The organism is Streptomyces sp. PSU-S4-23 (assembly GCF_055632315.1).
Genome location: NZ_JBVMUU010000002.1, coordinates 5218744 through 5234381 on the forward strand (window position 1 = coordinate 5218744; position 15638 = coordinate 5234381).

The window sequence follows — 15638 nt, forward strand, 5'->3', positions numbered from 1 at the left end:
CCGGCATACCATCCGCCCATGACACCCTCGGAACCTGCCGGAACGAACGCGGCCCCGCCGACCTATCAGACCTCTGAGACCTCGGAGATCTCGGAGATCTCGGAGATCTCGGAGACCTCTGAGACCTCGGAGACCCCGCCGTCGTCGGAGCGTCCGGTGAGGACCGCCACGCTCGCCGGGATCGCCCGCGAGGCGGGCGTTTCCGCGCCCACCGTGTCCAAGGTGCTCAACGGCCGGGCCGACGTCGCCCCGGCGACCCGGGCCCGCGTCGAGGGCCTGCTGCGCGCCCACGGCTACCGCCGGCGCCGCGCCGAGGCCACGCGCTCGCCCCTGATCGACCTGATCTTCCACGAGCTGGAGAGCTCCTGGGCGCTGGAGGTCATCCGGGGTGTGGAGAACGTGGCGCGCGAGGAGGGGCTGAGCGTCGTGCTCTCCGAGAGCGCGGGACGGCTCACACCCGGCCGGACCTGGGCCGACCAGGTCGCCGCCCGCCGCCCGCACGGGGTGGTCCTCGTCCTGTCCGGCCTCGACGAGTCCCAGCGCGCGCTGCTGACCAGCCGCTCCATTCCGTTCGTGGTGATGGACCCGGCCGGCGACCCGGGCGACGACGTGCCGTCGATCGGTGCCACCAACTGGCACGGCGGCCTGGCCGCGACCCGGCATCTGATCGAGCTGGGCCATCGGCGGATCGCCGCGTTGAGCGGTCCCGCGCGCATGATGTGCAGCCGCGCCCGGGTCGATGGATACCGGGCGGCGCTGGAGACCGCGGGACTGCCGTTCGACCCCGGGCTGATCAGGGCCGGCAACTTCCATCACGACGCCGGCTACCGGCTCGGTCTCGACCTGCTGCGCAGGCGGGACCGGCCCACGGCGGTCTTCGCGGGGAACGACCTCCAGGCGCTCGGGCTCTACGAGGCGGCTCGCGAGCTGGGGCTGCGCATCCCCGAGGACCTGAGCGTGGTCGGGTTCGACGATCTGCCGGTGGCCCGCTGGGTGGGTCCCCCGCTGACGACCGTGCGGCAGCCGCTGAGGGAGATGGCGGAGACGGCGGCGCGGCTCGTGCTGGACCTGGCGCGCGGGGACGGCGCCACGGCGGCGACCCGGGTGGAACTGGCGACCAGCCTGGTGGTGCGGAGCAGCACGGGGGCGCCTCCGGCGTGACGCACGGGGCGGCCGTGGCCGGAAGCCGACGTATTGACGGGTGAGGCGAATTGACGGGTGAGGCGAATCCCTCCACACTCCTCCGAAGCCAATCGGTCTGAACACCGAATCTTTCGGAGGCACCGCCAATGAGATCCTCCAGACCATCCTTACGCGTCCGGCTCACCGCCCTGCTGACCGGCGCCGCGGCCGCCGGGGCCCTGCTTGCGGCCGGCACGAGCGCGGCCCACGCCGCCGGCACGCCCCTGCGGGACCTGGCCGCGGCCCGGGGCAAGGTCATCGGCACGGCCGTCACCGGTTCCAGGCTCACCGGCGCCTACGCCGACATCGCGGGCGGCCAGTTCGGTTCGCTCACCCCCGGGAACGCCATGAAGTGGGGGTCGGTGGAGCCCAGCCGCGGCACGTACGACTGGGCCGAGGCCGACCGGATCGTCGCCTTCGCCCAGGCCCACGACCAGCAGGTGCGCGGCCACACCCTGGTCTGGCACAGCCAGAACCCCACCTGGCTGACGAACGGCAGCTGGACACCGGCCCAGCTCAGCGGCCTGCTCCAGGACCACATCACCACCGAGGTCACCCGCTACAAGGGCAGGCTGGCCGCCTGGGACGTGGTGAACGAGCCGTTCAACGAGGACGGCACCTACCGCTCGACGATCTGGTACGACAACCTCGGCCCGGACTACATCGCACAGGCTCTGACCTGGGCGCACGCGGCCGACCCGAGCGCCAGGCTGTACATCAACGACTACAACGTCGAGGGCGTGAACGCGAAGAGCACGGCCCTGTACAACCTGGTCAAGTCCCTCAAGGACCGCGGTGTCCCGATCGACGGAGTGGGGCTGCAGGCCCATCTGATCCTCGGTCAGGTCCCGTCCACGCTCCGGCAGAACATCCAGCGCTTCGCCGACCTGGGCGTGGACGTGGCGATCACGGAACTGGACATCCGTATGCAACTGCCCGCCACCGACGCCAAGCTGGCGCAGCAGCGGGCCGACTACCGCAGCGTGGTCTCCGCGTGCGTGGCGGTGACGCGCTGCGCCGGCGTCACGGTCTGGGGCTTCACCGACTCGGACTCGTGGATCCCGGACGTCTTCGACGGCTACGGGGCGGCGACCCCGTACGACGAGAACTACGCGCCGAAACCGGCCTACGACGGCATCGCGGAGGCGCTCGGCGCGAGCGTGCCGCCCCCGCCGAGGGACGGCTGTACGGCGGGCTACGCCGTGACCGGCCAGTGGGACACCGGGTTCACGGGCCAGGTGACGATCGCCTGCTCGGGCGGCTCGCTGGCGTCGTGGACGGCGAACTGGTCGTTCGGCGCCGGGCAGCGGATCACCCAGGTGTGGAACGCGGACTGCGCCCAGTCGGGTGCGGCGGTGACGTGCTCGAACGCCTCCTGGAACGGGACCGTGCCGGACGGCGGTTCGGTGACGTTCGGGTTCAACGCGTCGTGGAGCGGGAGCAACCCGGTGCCATCGGTGACATTGGGCTGAGGGCACGCTAAGAAGAGTGAGATTTTCTGAAGAATGGCGGTCAGGTACCGCTGCTCGCCATAAATCCGATTTACGTTCCTGCGCGTGACGTCAGAAGAGGAGCGCGCGGACGGCAACCGGAGCGCGGGGAACCATGGCGGCCGGCGGTCGCGCCTGTGGAGGGCCGCCGGCGCCGTGGCCGCGTGCGGCCTCGTCCTCTCGGCCGCCGGTGCGGGCTGGGCGTACTGGCATCTGAACCACAACATCAGGAGCGTCGACATCGACGGCGCCCTGGGCGACGACCGCCCCGCGCCCGCGGCGGCCCCGGAACCCTCGGGATCCTCGTCCGCCTCGCGACTGCCGGACGGCCCCCTGAACATCCTGGTCCTGGGCTCCGACTCGCGCAGCGGCAAGGCCAACGCGGCGCTCGGCGGCGGCCGGACCTCCGGCGCCCGCTCCGACACGGCGATGGTGGTGCACCTCGACGCGGGCCGCACGGACGCGACGGTGGTGAGCATCCCGCGCGACACGCTGGTCACCCGGCCCTCGTGCCCGTCGGCCTCGGGCGGTACGAGCCCGGCGGCCCACGACGCGATGTTCAACAGTGCGTACGCGGTGGGCGGCCCGGTCTGCGCGGTCAAGACGGCCGAGTCGATCACCGGCATCCGCATGGACCACTACCTGGAGATCGACTTCTCGGGCTTCGCGCGGCTGGTGGACGCGCTCGGCGGGGTCACGGTCACCACCGACGAGGACATCGACGACGCCAAGAGCCATCTGCACCTCACGGCGGGCACCCACCACCTGACCGGCGCGCGGGCGCTGGCGCTGGCCCGTACCCGCCACGGCATCGGCGACGGCAGCGACCTGGGCCGCATCGGTCTCCAGCAGAACCTGGTGAAGGCACTGCTGGAACAGATCGCCGCCACGGACCTGCTGACCGACCCCGCGAAGCTCTACCGGGTCGCGGACACGGTCACCGGCAGCCTCACCACCGACACGGGACTGGACTCGCTGCCGGAGCTGGTGCGCCTGGGGCAGAGCCTGAAGGGCCTGACGGCGACGCACGTGAAGACGGTGACGATGCCGGTGGTGACGGCCCCGTCGGACCCCAACCGGGTGATCGCGAAGCAGCCGGCGGCAGACGACCTGTGGGCGTCGCTGAGGTGAGGCGGACGGCGCCCGGAAGATTCCCCGAAGGAATTCCACGGCCCGTGTCGATCCGCCCCGTCGCCGTTCGACGCACGGGTGTGAGGCCGGGACAGGCCCGGCCGCCGACCACGGGAGTCACCATGCCGCGCTATATGTCGCTCGTGCGCATCGACGAGACCACCGCGCCCCCGGAAGGCCCCAGCCCCGAGCTGATGGAGCGGATGGGCGAGCTGATCGAGGAGATCACCAAGGCCGGGGTGATGCTCGACACCGCCGGCCTGACGCCGTCCGCGCAGGGCACCCGGGTGCGCTGGGAGGGCGGGAAGGTCTCCGTCACGGACGGACCGTTCACCGAGTCCAAGGAGGTCATCGGCGGCTACGCGATCATGCAGTGCAAGGACCAGGCCGAGGCGATCGAGTGGGCCAAGCGGTTCCTGAAGGTGCACGAGGAGTACTGGACGGTCACCTGCGAGGTGCGCGAGATCGCGGAGGGCTGATCACGGCGGTTCCCGGCCCCGTCCGCCGCCCTCTTCCGCGTCGCCCCCGTCCTCGGGGAGCGCGGGGCGGCGGACGCCGCCGGGCGCGCTCCTCGTCACCATCTCGGCGAGCTGCCGGCAGGCCAGCTCGATCTCCCGCTGGGCCTGGTTGCGCTCGGCGACCGATGCCGCGAGCAGCAGCGCGGTGAGGGCGGCGGAGGCGTTGAACGCCTGCAGACTGATCATGGTGGTGAGCAGGTCGTGCCCTTCGAACGGGCCCGCGCGTCGGGTGGCGGCGACGATCGCGAAGACCGACACGGCGAGCGCACAGGGAGCGGCCCCCGCCAGCTGGAAGCGGAAGGCCGCCCAGATCAGTACCGGGAAGGCGAGGAACCTGAGCGGCACCTCGGCGGTCTCCAGGACGCCGACACCGAGGGTGGCCACCACGAGCAGTACTCCCTCGCACCATCGCGACGCCCGGAGGTCCCTCGGCCGGTGCGCCGAGCGCAGGACGAGCAGCACCGGCGCGACCACCAGGACGCCCATCGCGTCGCCGGTCCACCACACCGACCACGTCGGCCAGAACCCGGCGGGGGGCAGCGCATCGGCGAGGTACAGGGTGGCGCTGCCGACCGTCGAGCTGATCAGCATCCCGGCGAACGCACCGAGGAAGATCAGCGCGAGGGCGTCCCGCACCCGGTCCATCTCCGTGCGGAACCGGACGCGGCGCAGCAGCAGGTACGAGCAGACGGGCGCGAGCGTGTTCCCCAGCGTGATCGCGAGGACGGCGGGGACGGACGGCCCGAGCGTGATGTTGACCAGGAACGCGCCGATCGCGATCCCGGGCCAGACCCACGGGCCGAGCAGGAGCAGCCCGGCCAGGGCGATCCCGGTCGGCGGCCACAGCGGGGTGACCTGGCCGCGCACCAGGTGCTGCAGCAGCCCCAGCCGGGCCGAGCCGTAGTACAGCGCGGCGACCGCGCAGATCTCCAGCGCGGCCACGCCACCGCGCCGCAGCCGCTCATGCCGGGCGACAGTCATCGGGAGGCTCCCTGTCGGCTTCGTCCCGTAGTCCATCGTCCGCCGATCACGCCGGTTCCACCACGTCACCGGCGACGGCCCGCCTACGGGGCGGCCGTCCGGCCGGCCGGCGGGGTGCGCAGGGCGAGGATGGCCATGTCGTCATGACCGTCGCTGGGGTGGTGGTCGGCCAGCGCCCGGACGAAGTCCTGCAGGGGCAGCCCGGCATGGGCGGTGGCGAGAGCGGCGAGCTGGTCCAGGCTCTCGTCGATGGGGTGGTCCGGGTGTTCGACGAGCCCGTCGGTGAAGAAGACGACGGTGGTGTCCGGGGGCAGGGGGCGGATGTGGTCGGGGCGGGGCTGCTCGGGGTCCACCCCGAGCGGCGGCCCGGGTTCGGCGAAGAGGTATTCCGCCCTCCGGCCGGGGCCGACCAGCAGCGGCGGGACATGGCCCGCGGTGCTCCAGTGCAGCCGCCAGGCCGGTCCGTCGGGTTCGATGCGGGCCAGGTTGGTGGTGGTGACGGGATTGTCGGTGATGGCCTGGAGGGTGCGGTCGAGCTGGGTGAGGACCGCGCTGGGCGGACTGCCCCGGTCGAACAGCAGGGCACGCAGCATGTTGCGGGTGGAGGCCATGGCGGCCGCGGCGTGCAGATCGTGGCCGACCACGTCGCCGATGACGACCGCCACCACACCGTCGGGCAGCAGGATGGCGTCGTACCAGTCCCCGCCCAGCCGGCTGGGCTGGGCGGCCGGCCGGTAGATGGCCGCGGTCGTGAACGGCCGCAGGTCGGGCAGGGCCGGCAGCAGGAGCCGCTGGAACTGCTCGGACCCCGCGCGCACCCGTTCGAACAGGCGGACGTTCTCGATCGCGATGCCGGCGGCACTGGCCAGGGCGACGACGATGTTCTCGTCGTGGACGTCGAAGGGCCGCCCGTCGTGTCGCTCGCAGAGGTAGAGGTCGCCGTAGACCTCGCCGCGGACTCTGATGGCGACCCCGAGCAGGCGGCCCATGTGCGGGTGGCCGCGGGGGAACCCGACGGAGGCCGGGTGGCTGGAGATGTCCTCGATCCGCAGGGGACCCGGGTGGTGGATCAGATACCCGAGGACGCCTCGGCCGCGCGGCAGATCGACCCCGGCCAGGGCGGCGCGCTGCTGCTCGGACAGCCCGGCGGTGATGAACTCGTCCAGGTAGTCCCCGGACTCGTTGAGGACTCCCAGCGCCCCGTAGCGGGCACCCACCAGGTCCATGGCGGTGGTCACGATGCGGTGCAGCACCCCGGGCAGCTCCACCTCCCGGCTGATGGCCACCACCGCGTCCAGCAGTCCCTGCAGCCGTTCTGTGGCCGTGAGCAGGGCGCGCAACTGCTCGTCGATCCGGCCCAGTTCCTCGCGCAGCCGCAGCCGCAGGTCGGGAAGACTCGGCGGTTGCTCGGGATCCCGCCCCTCCTTGCTCCCCGCCATCACGGACGCCCGGTGACCTGATGTGCGGAACCGGCGCCGTGTCCGGCCGCCTCCGCCCGGCGGTCACCGCGGATCCGCTCAACCAGCCACTCACCCGAGCGGTACACCCCGGCCTCCCGACCCGACCGTGATCAAACTGACCACAGCGTGGCACGGTCCGACGGCCTGTCCCGGCCATTGCTCCAAAAGCGGCATGCCCCACCTGGTCCCGGCCACCCGCCTCCACCCGGTCCCGGCCGCCCGGCTCCACCCGGTCCCGGCCGCCCGGCTCCACCCGGTCCCGGCCGTCCGGCTCCGCGCGCCTGGTCTCGGCCGTTCGGCTCCACCCGGTCTCGGCCGTCCGGTTCCGCGCGCCTGGTCTCGGCCGTTCGGCTCCGGCCACCCGGTCCCGGCCGTCCGGTTCCGCGCGCCTGGTCTCGGCCGTTCGGCTCCACCCGGTCTCGGCCGTCCGGTTCCGCGCGCCTGGTCTCGGCCGTTCGGCTCCACCCGGTCTCGGCCGTCCGGCTCCGCGCGCCTGGTCTCGGCCGTTCGGCTCCACCCGGTCTCGGCCGTCCGGCGCCGCGCGCCTGGTCTCGGCCGTTCGGCTCCACCCGGTCTCGGCCGTCCGGCTCCGCGCGCCTGGTCTCGGCCGCCCGGCTCCACCCGGTCTCGGCCGTCCGGCGCCGCTCACCCGGTCCCGGCCGTCCGGCGCCGCTCACCCGGTCTCGGCCGTCCGGTTCCGCCCGCCTGGTCCCGGCCGTCCGGCTCCGGCCACCCGGTCCCGGCAGTCCGGCTCCGCCCGCCCGGTCCCGCCCGACTGGTCCCGGCAGTCCGGCTTCGGCCGCCCGGTGCCGCCCGGTCCCGGCCCCGGCCTGGGGCGCGGCTCCGCGGCGGGCGGGACGCCGTGTGCCCTCTGCGCGGCCACGGCCGCCCCGCCCGGCCCGGAGCGTGGCTCCCCGGCTTTGCGCGCGACAGACTTGACCCCCGGCCCCGCAGGGCCGGCCGCACGGACCGGATTCCCCGGCCCGCAGGGCCGCACGCACCAGGAGGCTCCCCATGACACCGAAGGCCACCGCCGCGGCGGCCGGTGCCATCGAGACCGTGTTCCGGATGGAGTCCCCGCGCGTCATCGCCGGTGTCGCCCGGATCGTCCGGGACGTCGGGATAGCCGAGGAGCTGGCGCAGGACGCGCTGGTCGCCGCCCTGGAGCAGTGGCCGCGCGACGGGGTGCCCGACAACCCCGGCGCCTGGCTGATGACCACCGCCAGGCGCCGCGCGGTCGACCTCGTCCGCCGCCGGGAGCGGTACGCGCGCAAGCTGGAGGAGGTCGGGCGGGACCTGGAGGCCGCGCCGTACCACGTCGACGAGCCGTCCTACCCCGACGACATCGACGACGACCTGCTGCGGCTGGTCTTCACCGCCTGCCATCCCGTGCTGTCCGCCGAGTCCCGCATCGCGCTCACCCTGCGGCTGCTCGGCGGGCTGACCACGGCCGAGATCGCCCGGGCGTTCCTGGTGCCGGAGGCCACCGTCGCCCAGCGCATCGTGCGGGCCAAGCGGACGCTCGCCGCGAAGGGCGTCGCCTTCGAGGTGCCGTACGGGCCGGACCGCGAGGCCCGCCTCGACTCCGTGCTGGAGGTCATCTATCTGATCTTCAACGAGGGGTACGCGGCCACCGCGGGCGACGACCTGCTGCGCCCCGCCCTGTGCGAGGACGCGCTCCGGCTGGCCCGTGTGCTGGCCGAGTTGATGCCCAAGGAGCCCGAGGTGCACGGGCTGGCCGCGCTGCTGGAGTTCCAGACGTCACGCTCCGCCGCCCGCACGGGACCCTCCGGAGAGCCCGTCCTGCTCAGGGACCAGAACCGGGCCCGCTGGAACCGCATGCTCATCGCGCGCGGCATCGCCGCCCTCGGCCGAGCCGACGCGGCCTCCCCCAAGCTCTCGGCTTCGCTCGAGCAGGGCGGACCCCCATCCGGCGCCCCGGGGCCGTACGCCCTCCAGGCCGCGATCGCCGCGTGCCACGCGCACGCCCACACCTACGAGGAGACGGACTGGGCGAGCATCGCGACCCTGTACGGCCTGCTCGCCGCCCGGTCGCCGTCGCCCGTGGTCGAGCTGAACCGCGCGGTCGCCGTCTCCATGGCCCAGGGCCCGGGCCCGGCCCTGGAGATCGTGGACCGCCTCGCCGCCGAACCGGCCCTGCGCGACTACCACTTGCTGCCCAGCGTCCGCGGCGACCTGCTGGCCCGCCTGGGGCGGACCGCCGAGGCCCGCACCGAGTTCGCACGGGCCGCCTCCCTCGCCCGCAACGACCGGGAGCGGCAGCTGCTCCGGGCGCGCGCGGAGGACTGCCGCTAGCCGGCCGGCTGCTGCCGGGCCGGCCGGCCCAGCAGCATCGTCGGCGCCCCCGCGACCCGCGTCAGGAACACGGTCACCGCGTTCGGTCCCTGCGGCCGGGGCAGGACCTTGCGCCGCAGTTCCTCCGGTTCGACCGCCGAGCCGCGCTTCTTGACGGTCAGGACGCCGACCTCCCGCTCCCGCAGCAGCGCCTTCAGCTTCTTCACGTTGAAGGGGAGCCGGTCGGTGATCTCGTACGCGGTGGCGTACGGCGAGGCGCGCAGCTCGTCCGCCGTGATGTACGCGATCGTCCCGTCGACCAGCCCGCCGTCCAGTTCGTCGGCCACCTCCGCCACCAGGTGCGCGCGGATCGCGGCGCCGTCGGGTTCGTAGAGGTAGCGGCCGGGCGGGCGCACCGGCGGGTCGGGCAGGCCCCGGCCGCGCAGCGTCCGCGGGCCCGGCAGCAGAGTGGCGCGTACGAGTCCCGGTTCCGTGCCGAACCACAGCACCGCCTCCTTCACATCCCCGCCGTCCGAGATCCACTCGGCCTCCGCCTCGGCGGGCACCGCCTCGTGCGGGATGCCCGGCGCGACCTTCAGGGCGGCTCGCGGGGCCTTCAGGGCCGCGGCCACGGCCCAGGACAGCGGTGGTGAGTACGCCTCCGGGTCGAAGACCCTGCCCCTGCCGCCCCGCCGCGCGGGGTCCACGAACACCGCGTCGTACGGCGATGTGTCCACGTCCGTGACGTCCGCCTCGCGCACCTCGATCAGCGCGGACAGGCCCAGCGCCTCGGCGTTGGCCCGGGCCACCGCCGCCGTCAGCGGGTCGCGGTCCACCGCCAGGACCCGGATGCCGGCCCGGGCGAGCGCGATCGCGTCGCCGCCGATGCCGCAGCACAGGTCGGCGACGGAGGCCGCGCCCAGCTCCCGCAGCCGTCGCGCGCGGTGGGCCGCGACCGTGGCCCTCGTGGACTGCTCGACGCCGTCCGGCGTGAAGAACATCCGCCCCGCGTCCGCGCCGAACTTCGCCGCCGCCCGCTCCCGCAGCCGCGCCTGCGCGAGGGCCGCCGAGACCAGTCCGGCGGGGTGCTCGCGGCGCAGCCGGGTGGCGACGGCCAGCTCCCGCGCGGGAGCGGTGCCGCGCACCTCGTCGAGGAGGGCGCGGCCCTCGGGGGTGAGCAGGGACGCGAAGGAGTGGTCGGTCACGGGGCCATTGTCGGCCAGTCGGTGGACGGCGTGCGTCCGGTCGCGGTGTCGGCCCGGTGCGGCCGCCGACGGCTGGAAGGATCCGGCGCCATGCGACTGGTGCGACAAGACGACAAGAGGTGCGCATGGCGGCGGAAGGGGCGGGCGGTCCGCGCGCAGCGCACCGCGCGGCGGGCGCGGCGTGCCGGGGCCGCGCCCGTGGCGCGTGCCTCCCTCGTCGTCCCCGCCGGCACCTCCCTCGCAGCCGGCCGCACCGACGCCGGGGCGGACGGCGGGTTCCGCGGCCGGCCGCACCGGAACGCGCGGCATCGGGTACGCCCCGCGGTGGCGCGCCTGGAGGGCCGCCTGTGAGCGCGCGGCGGCAGGCGCGGATCCTGCTCGCCGGGGCCCTCGCCGTCGCCCTCCTGTCCGGCTGCGCCCAGTCCGTCGACCCCCTCGAACGGCTGGGCGAGAAGGCGGCGCAGGAGGTGCACACCCCGAACGGGCCCCGCGAACGGGCCTACCGTCGCTGGGGGCTGCCCGCCCCGCTCGCGCCCGCACCCCGGCCGGACCGTTCCCCGGGCTCCGCCGAGGGCCGCGGGGGCAGAGACCTGCCGCTCGTCCTCGACCGCGTCCCCACCCGCGACAAGGTGGTCTTCCTCACCTACGACGAGGGCGCCGAAAGAGACGCCCGGTTCGTCGACATGGTGCGTGAACTGCGGCTGCCCGTCAGCGTGTTCCTCACCGCCGGTGCCGTCGGCCGGGGCTACGGGCACGTCGCGCGGCTGCGCGCGGCCGGAGCGGGCATCCAGAACCGCACCCTCGGCCACGCCGGGCTGCGCGGCCGCCCCTACGAGGAGCAGCGTGCCGAGATCTGCGGCCAGCGGGACCGCATCGGACGCCGCCTGGGCCTGCGCCCGCGGCTGCTGCGCCCGCCGTACGGCACCTACGACCGCATGACGCTGCGTGCGGCGGCGGACTGCGGCGTCACGGCCCTGATCCTGTGGCGCCCGACCCCGGGCGGGGAGCCCGGCCCGTACGGCAGCGGTATGGCCCTGCGCCCCGGCGACATTGTCCTGCCCCATGAGGCGGGCCGTCCCCGCACGTCCCTCACCGCGGAGACGACCCGGCTCCTGCGCCGCATCCAGGCGGCGGGTTTCACGGTGGGGCGCTTGGAGGACTACCTGTAGCCGGGCCGGGAGCGGCCGTTCGGGCGATCCCGGCCGGTGGTTCGTTCCATGCCCCGCTCCCGCCGGTTCGGCGGGCACCCCGCGGCCCGTCCTGCACGCCGTCGGGCCGCGGCCGCCGGGGCGCGACGCCCGGCCGTGCGGCCGCCGCGCCGAGGGCGACTGGCACTCCGCTTGACCGAGTGCTAATCGCGGTCATAGTCTCGGCTCTGGCACTCACCACTGGAGAGTGCCAACACAGCGACGGGCAGGTCCGGCACCCGCGACGACGGATCGACCTGGTCGCCACCTCAGACAGTTAACCCCGTGAGATCTCCGAAGGGGGAGGTCGGATCGTGACGACCGCCAGCTCCAAGGTTGCCATCAAGCCGCTTGAGGACCGCATCGTGGTCCAGCCGCTGGACGCCGAGCAGACCACGGCCTCTGGCCTGGTCATCCCGGACACCGCGAAGGAGAAGCCCCAGGAGGGTGTCGTCCTCGCCGTGGGCCCGGGCCGCTTCGAGGACGGCAACCGTCTTCCGCTCGACGTCTCGGTCGGCGACGTCGTGCTCTACAGCAAGTACGGCGGCACCGAGGTGAAGTACAACGGCGAGGAGTACCTCGTCCTCTCGGCTCGCGACGTGCTCGCGATCATCGAGAAGTAAGTCACCGAAGCAGACCGCTGTGAGCTGCGCCCCTGGCCCCCGCGACCGTTGACAGGCCGGGCGCCGGGGGCGCCGTTCGTTTTTCACCGCGATGGCGGCCGCTCCGGCAGGGCGGCGGCCGGAGATCGCATTCGAGAGGACTGAAACGCTCCATGGCGAAGATCCTGAAGTTCGACGAGGACGCCCGTCGCGCCCTCGAGCGCGGCGTCAACAAGCTTGCCGACACGGTCAAGGTGACGATCGGCCCCAAGGGCCGCAACGTCGTCATCGACAAGAAGTTCGGTGCCCCGACCATCACCAACGACGGTGTCACCATCGCCCGTGAGGTGGAGATCGAGGACCCGTACGAGAACCTCGGCGCCCAGCTGGTGAAGGAGGTGGCGACCAAGACCAACGACATCGCGGGTGACGGTACGACCACCGCCACCGTGCTCGCCCAGGCGCTGGTGCGCGAGGGCCTGAAGAACGTCGCCGCGGGTGCCTCCCCGGCCTCCCTGAAGAAGGGCATCGACGCCGCCGTCAAGGCCGTCTCCGACGACCTGCTGGCCACCGCCCGCCCAATCGACGAGAAGTCCGACATCGCCGCCGTCGCCGCGCTGTCCGCCCAGGACCAGCAGGTCGGCGAGCTGATCGCCGAGGCGATGGACAAGGTCGGCAAGGACGGCGTCATCACCGTCGAGGAGTCCAACACCTTCGGTCTGGAGCTGGACTTCACCGAGGGCATGGCCTTCGACAAGGGCTACCTGTCGCCGTACTTCGTGACGGACCAGGAGCGCATGGAGGCCGTTCTCGACGACCCGTACATCCTCATCAACCAGGGCAAGATCTCCTCCATCGCGGACCTGCTGCCGCTGCTGGAGAAGGTCATCCAGGCGGGCTCCTCCAAGCCGCTGCTGATCATCGCCGAGGACGTCGAGGGCGAGGCCCTGTCCACCCTCGTCGTGAACAAGATCCGCGGCACGTTCAACGCCGTCGCCGTCAAGGCCCCCGGCTTCGGCGACCGCCGCAAGGCGATGCTGCAGGACATGGCGGTCCTCACCGGCGCCACCGTCGTCTCCGAGGAGGTCGGCCTCAAGCTCGACCAGGTCGGCCTGGACGTGCTGGGCACCGCCCGCCGCATCACGGTCACCAAGGACGACACCACCATCGTCGACGGCGGCGGCAAGAGCGAGGACGTCGCGGGCCGCGTCGCCCAGATCAAGGCCGAGATCGAGACCACGGACTCCGACTGGGACCGCGAGAAGCTCCAGGAGCGCCTCGCGAAGCTGGCCGGCGGCGTGTGCGTGATCAAGGTCGGCGCCGCCACCGAGGTGGAGCTGAAGGAGAAGAAGCACCGCCTGGAGGACGCCATCTCCGCGACCCGTGCCGCGGTCGAGGAGGGCATCGTCTCCGGTGGCGGCTCCGCGCTGGTCCACGCCTCCAAGGTGCTTGCCGACGGCCTCGGCAAGCAGGGCGACGAGGCCACCGGTGTCGCCATCGTCCGCCGCGCGGTCGTCGAGCCGCTGCGCTGGATCGCCGAGAACGCGGGCCTTGAGGGCTACGTCATCGCCTCCAAGGTCGCCGACCTGGAGAAGGGCAACGGCTACAACGCCGCCACCGGTGAGTACGGCGACCTGATCAAGGCCGGCGTCATCGACCCGGTCAAGGTCACCCGCTCCGCCCTGGAGAACGCCGCCTCCATCGCCTCCCTCCTGCTGACGACCGAGACCCTGGTCGTCGAGAAGAAGGAAGAGGAGGAGCCGGCCGCGGCCGGCCACGGCCACGGTCACGCCCACTGACGCGGGACGGCCGTCCGCGCCGGGGCCCGGCACTCCGCTCCGGAGTGCCGGGCCCCGGCGTGTTCCGGCACGGCGTCCGTGACGCGCCGACGCTGCGGTGACCCCGCGTCAGGCCTCCAGCTCGTCGAGCGCCCCCAACTGGGCCATCAACCCGAGCCGGTCGTACTGCCACCAGCCCTCCGCGATCTTCCCGTCCTCGGTGCACCGGAAGACGGTCGTGCCGGTCATGGCGACCTTCCGGCCCGTGGCCGCGATCCCGAGGAACTCGCCCCTGTGCCGGCCGTTCCAGGTCCACCGTGTGCACACCCGGTCGCCCTCGCAGATCTGGTCCTCGACGGTGAACGCGAAGTCGAAGCCGTCCCGCCACACCCGCAGTTCGCGGCGCACGGCGTCCATCCCGATGACCTCCTGCGCGTCGGCGGGATCGTGGTGATGGTGGTCCTCGGTCAGCAGACCGTCGAGCGGCGGCGGCTCACCCTCACCGGGAAGCGTCTCGAAGAACCGCCGGACGGCCGTCGCGTTCAACTGCTCGTCCCGCACCACGTCCAGGTCCGTGAACGTGGGCTCCTCCTCGCAGAGGGAGACCATCTCGCGGAAGATCAGGGCGGTCTCCGGAAGGCGCGAGTTCCGCATCGCCTCCTCGTACGAGGGGAACTCCACGATCTCGACGAGGTGCGAGGCGTCGGAGCGGTCCTGGCCGATGACGCTGTGGGTCGCGGTCCGTTTGCCCCGGGTCTGCTCGGCCCAGGTGTCCAAGAGCCGGTTCATCTCGTCGAACCGGCTGGTCTTGCAGTCGATGAGCTGCACGAATGTCATGACGCCGCCTCCGGCCCCCCTGGGTCCGGTGTGTAAGGCCATTTTCCCACCCGAGGGGCGGCGCCACCTGTCCTGCCGCGGCCCGCGGCCGTGCCGTCGAAGGCCGCACCGGTGTCCTACCGCGGCCCGTACCTGCGCCCCGTCCGCGAGCTGATCCCTCCCAGCAGCGCTCGCGGCGTCACCTTCACCACGCCCATCAGCGCCTTGTACCGCGGGTCCGGGATGGACAGCGTCTTGCCCCGGGCAAGGTCCGCGAGCGACGAGGCCACCAGCTTGTCCGCATCCAGCCACATCCAGTTCGGGATGTTGTCCGTGCCCATCCCGGCCCGCTCGTGGAACTCCGTGCGGACGAACCCCGGGCACAGCGCCATCAGCCGTACCCCCGACCCGGCCAGGTCCCGCGCCGCGCCCTGCGTGAACTGCACGACCCACGCCTTGGACGCGCCGTACGTGCCGCGCGGGACGAACGCCGCCACCGAGGCCACGTTGACGATCCCGCCGCGCCCGCGGGTGCGCATCGCCTCCGACGCCGCGCTCGTCAGCCGCAGCACGGCCTCGCAGTGCACCTTCAGCATCCGCAGCTCGTCGGCCATCGGCACGTCGAGATAACGGCCCTTGTTGCCGAAGCCCGCGTTGTTGACGAGCAGGTCGACCGGGTTCCTGAGGTCGGACAGACGCCGGGCGACCGCCTCGATGCCGTCGTCCGTGGCCAGGTCCGCCGTCAGGACCTCCGCCTCGATGCCGTGCCGGTCGTGCAACTCGGTCGCCTGCTCCCGCAGCCGGTTGCCGTCGCGGGCCACCAGGACGAGGTCATGGCCGTCGGCGGCGAGCCGCCGTGCGAACGCGGCGCCGATGCCCGCGGTCGATCCCGTAATCAGAGCCGTTGTCATGGGCCAACGATATTGACTGCGCCGCTCTCCGGGAGGAGTGGATGGCCGGCTCGCACCGCCGGGTCGCGCCGCAGGAGACGGT

General features: G+C 73.2%; 14 protein-coding genes. 9 read left to right on the top strand and 5 right to left on the bottom strand.

Annotated features, from left to right (window positions below):
- Positions 1-18 precede the first annotated feature (18 nt).
- The 4 genes from ACZ79I_RS24040 (at position 19) to ACZ79I_RS24055 (ending at position 4282) form a co-directional block, all read left to right on the top strand.
- Positions 19-1161 carry a LacI family DNA-binding transcriptional regulator gene (locus tag ACZ79I_RS24040; protein ID WP_471499531.1) on the top strand — a complete coding sequence of 381 codons (1143 nt, stop codon included), beginning with the start codon at positions 19-21 and terminating at the stop codon, positions 1159-1161.
- A 128-nt stretch (positions 1162-1289) separates the two neighbouring features.
- Entirely contained in the window at positions 1290-2654 is a 1365-nt protein-coding gene (locus ACZ79I_RS24045; protein WP_471499532.1) for an endo-1,4-beta-xylanase, read from the top strand.
- A gap of 84 nt (positions 2655-2738) precedes the next feature.
- On the top strand, positions 2739-3803 hold the full coding sequence (locus ACZ79I_RS24050) for an LCP family protein (protein ID WP_471499533.1): 1065 nt from the start codon (positions 2739-2741) through the stop codon (positions 3801-3803).
- Positions 3804-3925: 122 nt separating this feature from the next.
- A complete protein-coding gene (locus tag ACZ79I_RS24055) occupies positions 3926-4282 on the top strand; it encodes a YciI family protein (RefSeq protein WP_471499534.1) in 357 nt (118 codons plus the stop codon).
- On the opposite strand, the gene ACZ79I_RS24060 is transcribed toward ACZ79I_RS24055, so the two are convergent.
- Both ACZ79I_RS24060 and ACZ79I_RS24065 read right to left on the bottom strand, forming a co-directional pair.
- Positions 4283-5302, bottom strand: coding sequence for an MASE1 domain-containing protein (locus ACZ79I_RS24060; RefSeq protein WP_471499535.1), 1020 nt, complete (start codon positions 5300-5302; stop codon positions 4283-4285).
- An 83-nt stretch (positions 5303-5385) separates the two neighbouring features.
- Complete coding sequence (locus tag ACZ79I_RS24065) at positions 5386-6741, bottom strand: PP2C family protein-serine/threonine phosphatase (RefSeq protein ID WP_471499536.1); 1356 nt, start codon at positions 6739-6741, stop codon at positions 5386-5388.
- Positions 6742-7776: 1035 nt separating this feature from the next.
- Between ACZ79I_RS24065 and ACZ79I_RS24070 the strand changes: the two genes are divergently transcribed.
- Entirely contained in the window at positions 7777-9078 is a 1302-nt protein-coding gene (locus ACZ79I_RS24070; RefSeq protein ID WP_471499537.1) for an RNA polymerase sigma factor, read from the top strand.
- On the opposite strand, the gene ACZ79I_RS24075 is transcribed toward ACZ79I_RS24070, so the two are convergent.
- The gene (locus ACZ79I_RS24075; protein WP_471499538.1) at positions 9075-10262 is read right to left on the bottom strand and encodes a THUMP-like domain-containing protein; all 1188 of its coding nucleotides are present in this window, start codon (positions 10260-10262) and stop codon (positions 9075-9077) included. The two genes, ACZ79I_RS24070 and ACZ79I_RS24075, sit on opposite strands and share 4 nt — an antisense overlap.
- 90 nt (positions 10263-10352) lie before the next feature.
- Here ACZ79I_RS24075 and ACZ79I_RS24080 point away from each other — a divergent pair, with 90 nt between their 5' ends.
- The 4 genes from ACZ79I_RS24080 (at position 10353) to groL (ending at position 13850) form a co-directional block, all read left to right on the top strand.
- The gene (locus tag ACZ79I_RS24080; RefSeq protein ID WP_471499539.1) at positions 10353-10613 is read left to right on the top strand and encodes a hypothetical protein; all 261 of its coding nucleotides are present in this window, start codon (positions 10353-10355) and stop codon (positions 10611-10613) included.
- A complete protein-coding gene (locus ACZ79I_RS24085; protein WP_471499540.1) occupies positions 10610-11431 on the top strand; it encodes a polysaccharide deacetylase family protein in 822 nt (273 codons plus the stop codon). The genes ACZ79I_RS24080 and ACZ79I_RS24085 overlap by 4 nt, the downstream gene beginning before the upstream one ends.
- 332 nt (positions 11432-11763) lie before the next feature.
- Complete coding sequence (groES, locus tag ACZ79I_RS24090; RefSeq protein ID WP_014178834.1) at positions 11764-12072, top strand: co-chaperone GroES; 309 nt, start codon at positions 11764-11766, stop codon at positions 12070-12072.
- 152 nt (positions 12073-12224) lie between these two features.
- Positions 12225-13850, top strand: coding sequence for a chaperonin GroEL (gene groL, locus ACZ79I_RS24095; protein WP_471499541.1), 1626 nt, complete (start codon positions 12225-12227; stop codon positions 13848-13850).
- 108 nt (positions 13851-13958) lie between these two features.
- Here the strand turns inward: groL and ACZ79I_RS24100 are convergent, their stop codons facing one another.
- Both ACZ79I_RS24100 and ACZ79I_RS24105 read right to left on the bottom strand, forming a co-directional pair.
- Positions 13959-14666: an ester cyclase gene (locus ACZ79I_RS24100; protein ID WP_471499542.1), complete on the bottom strand. Its 708-nt coding sequence runs from the start codon at positions 14664-14666 to the stop codon at positions 13959-13961.
- Positions 14667-14782: 116 nt separating this feature from the next.
- A complete protein-coding gene (locus ACZ79I_RS24105; RefSeq protein ID WP_471499543.1) occupies positions 14783-15556 on the bottom strand; it encodes an SDR family NAD(P)-dependent oxidoreductase in 774 nt (257 codons plus the stop codon).
- Between the last annotated feature and the right edge of the window lie 82 nt (positions 15557-15638).

Excerpts from the sequence above, each read along its gene's own strand:
- ACZ79I_RS24040 (WP_471499531.1), top strand. The coding sequence starts at position 19 with ATGACACCCTCGGAACCTGCCGGAACGAACGCGGCCCCGCCGACCTAT.
- ACZ79I_RS24045 (WP_471499532.1), top strand. The coding sequence starts at position 1,290 with ATGAGATCCTCCAGACCATCCTTACGCGTCCGGCTCACCGCCCTGCTG.
- ACZ79I_RS24055 (WP_471499534.1), top strand. The coding sequence starts at position 3,926 with ATGCCGCGCTATATGTCGCTCGTGCGCATCGACGAGACCACCGCGCCC.
- ACZ79I_RS24060 (WP_471499535.1), bottom strand. The coding sequence starts at position 5,302 with ATGACTGTCGCCCGGCATGAGCGGCTGCGGCGCGGTGGCGTGGCCGCG.
- ACZ79I_RS24065 (WP_471499536.1), bottom strand. The coding sequence starts at position 6,741 with ATGGCGGGGAGCAAGGAGGGGCGGGATCCCGAGCAACCGCCGAGTCTT.
- ACZ79I_RS24070 (WP_471499537.1), top strand. The coding sequence starts at position 7,777 with ATGACACCGAAGGCCACCGCCGCGGCGGCCGGTGCCATCGAGACCGTG.
- ACZ79I_RS24080 (WP_471499539.1), top strand. The coding sequence starts at position 10,353 with ATGCGACTGGTGCGACAAGACGACAAGAGGTGCGCATGGCGGCGGAAG.
- groL (WP_471499541.1), top strand. The coding sequence starts at position 12,225 with ATGGCGAAGATCCTGAAGTTCGACGAGGACGCCCGTCGCGCCCTCGAG.
- ACZ79I_RS24100 (WP_471499542.1), bottom strand. The coding sequence starts at position 14,666 with ATGACATTCGTGCAGCTCATCGACTGCAAGACCAGCCGGTTCGACGAG.
- ACZ79I_RS24105 (WP_471499543.1), bottom strand. The coding sequence starts at position 15,556 with ATGACAACGGCTCTGATTACGGGATCGACCGCGGGCATCGGCGCCGCG.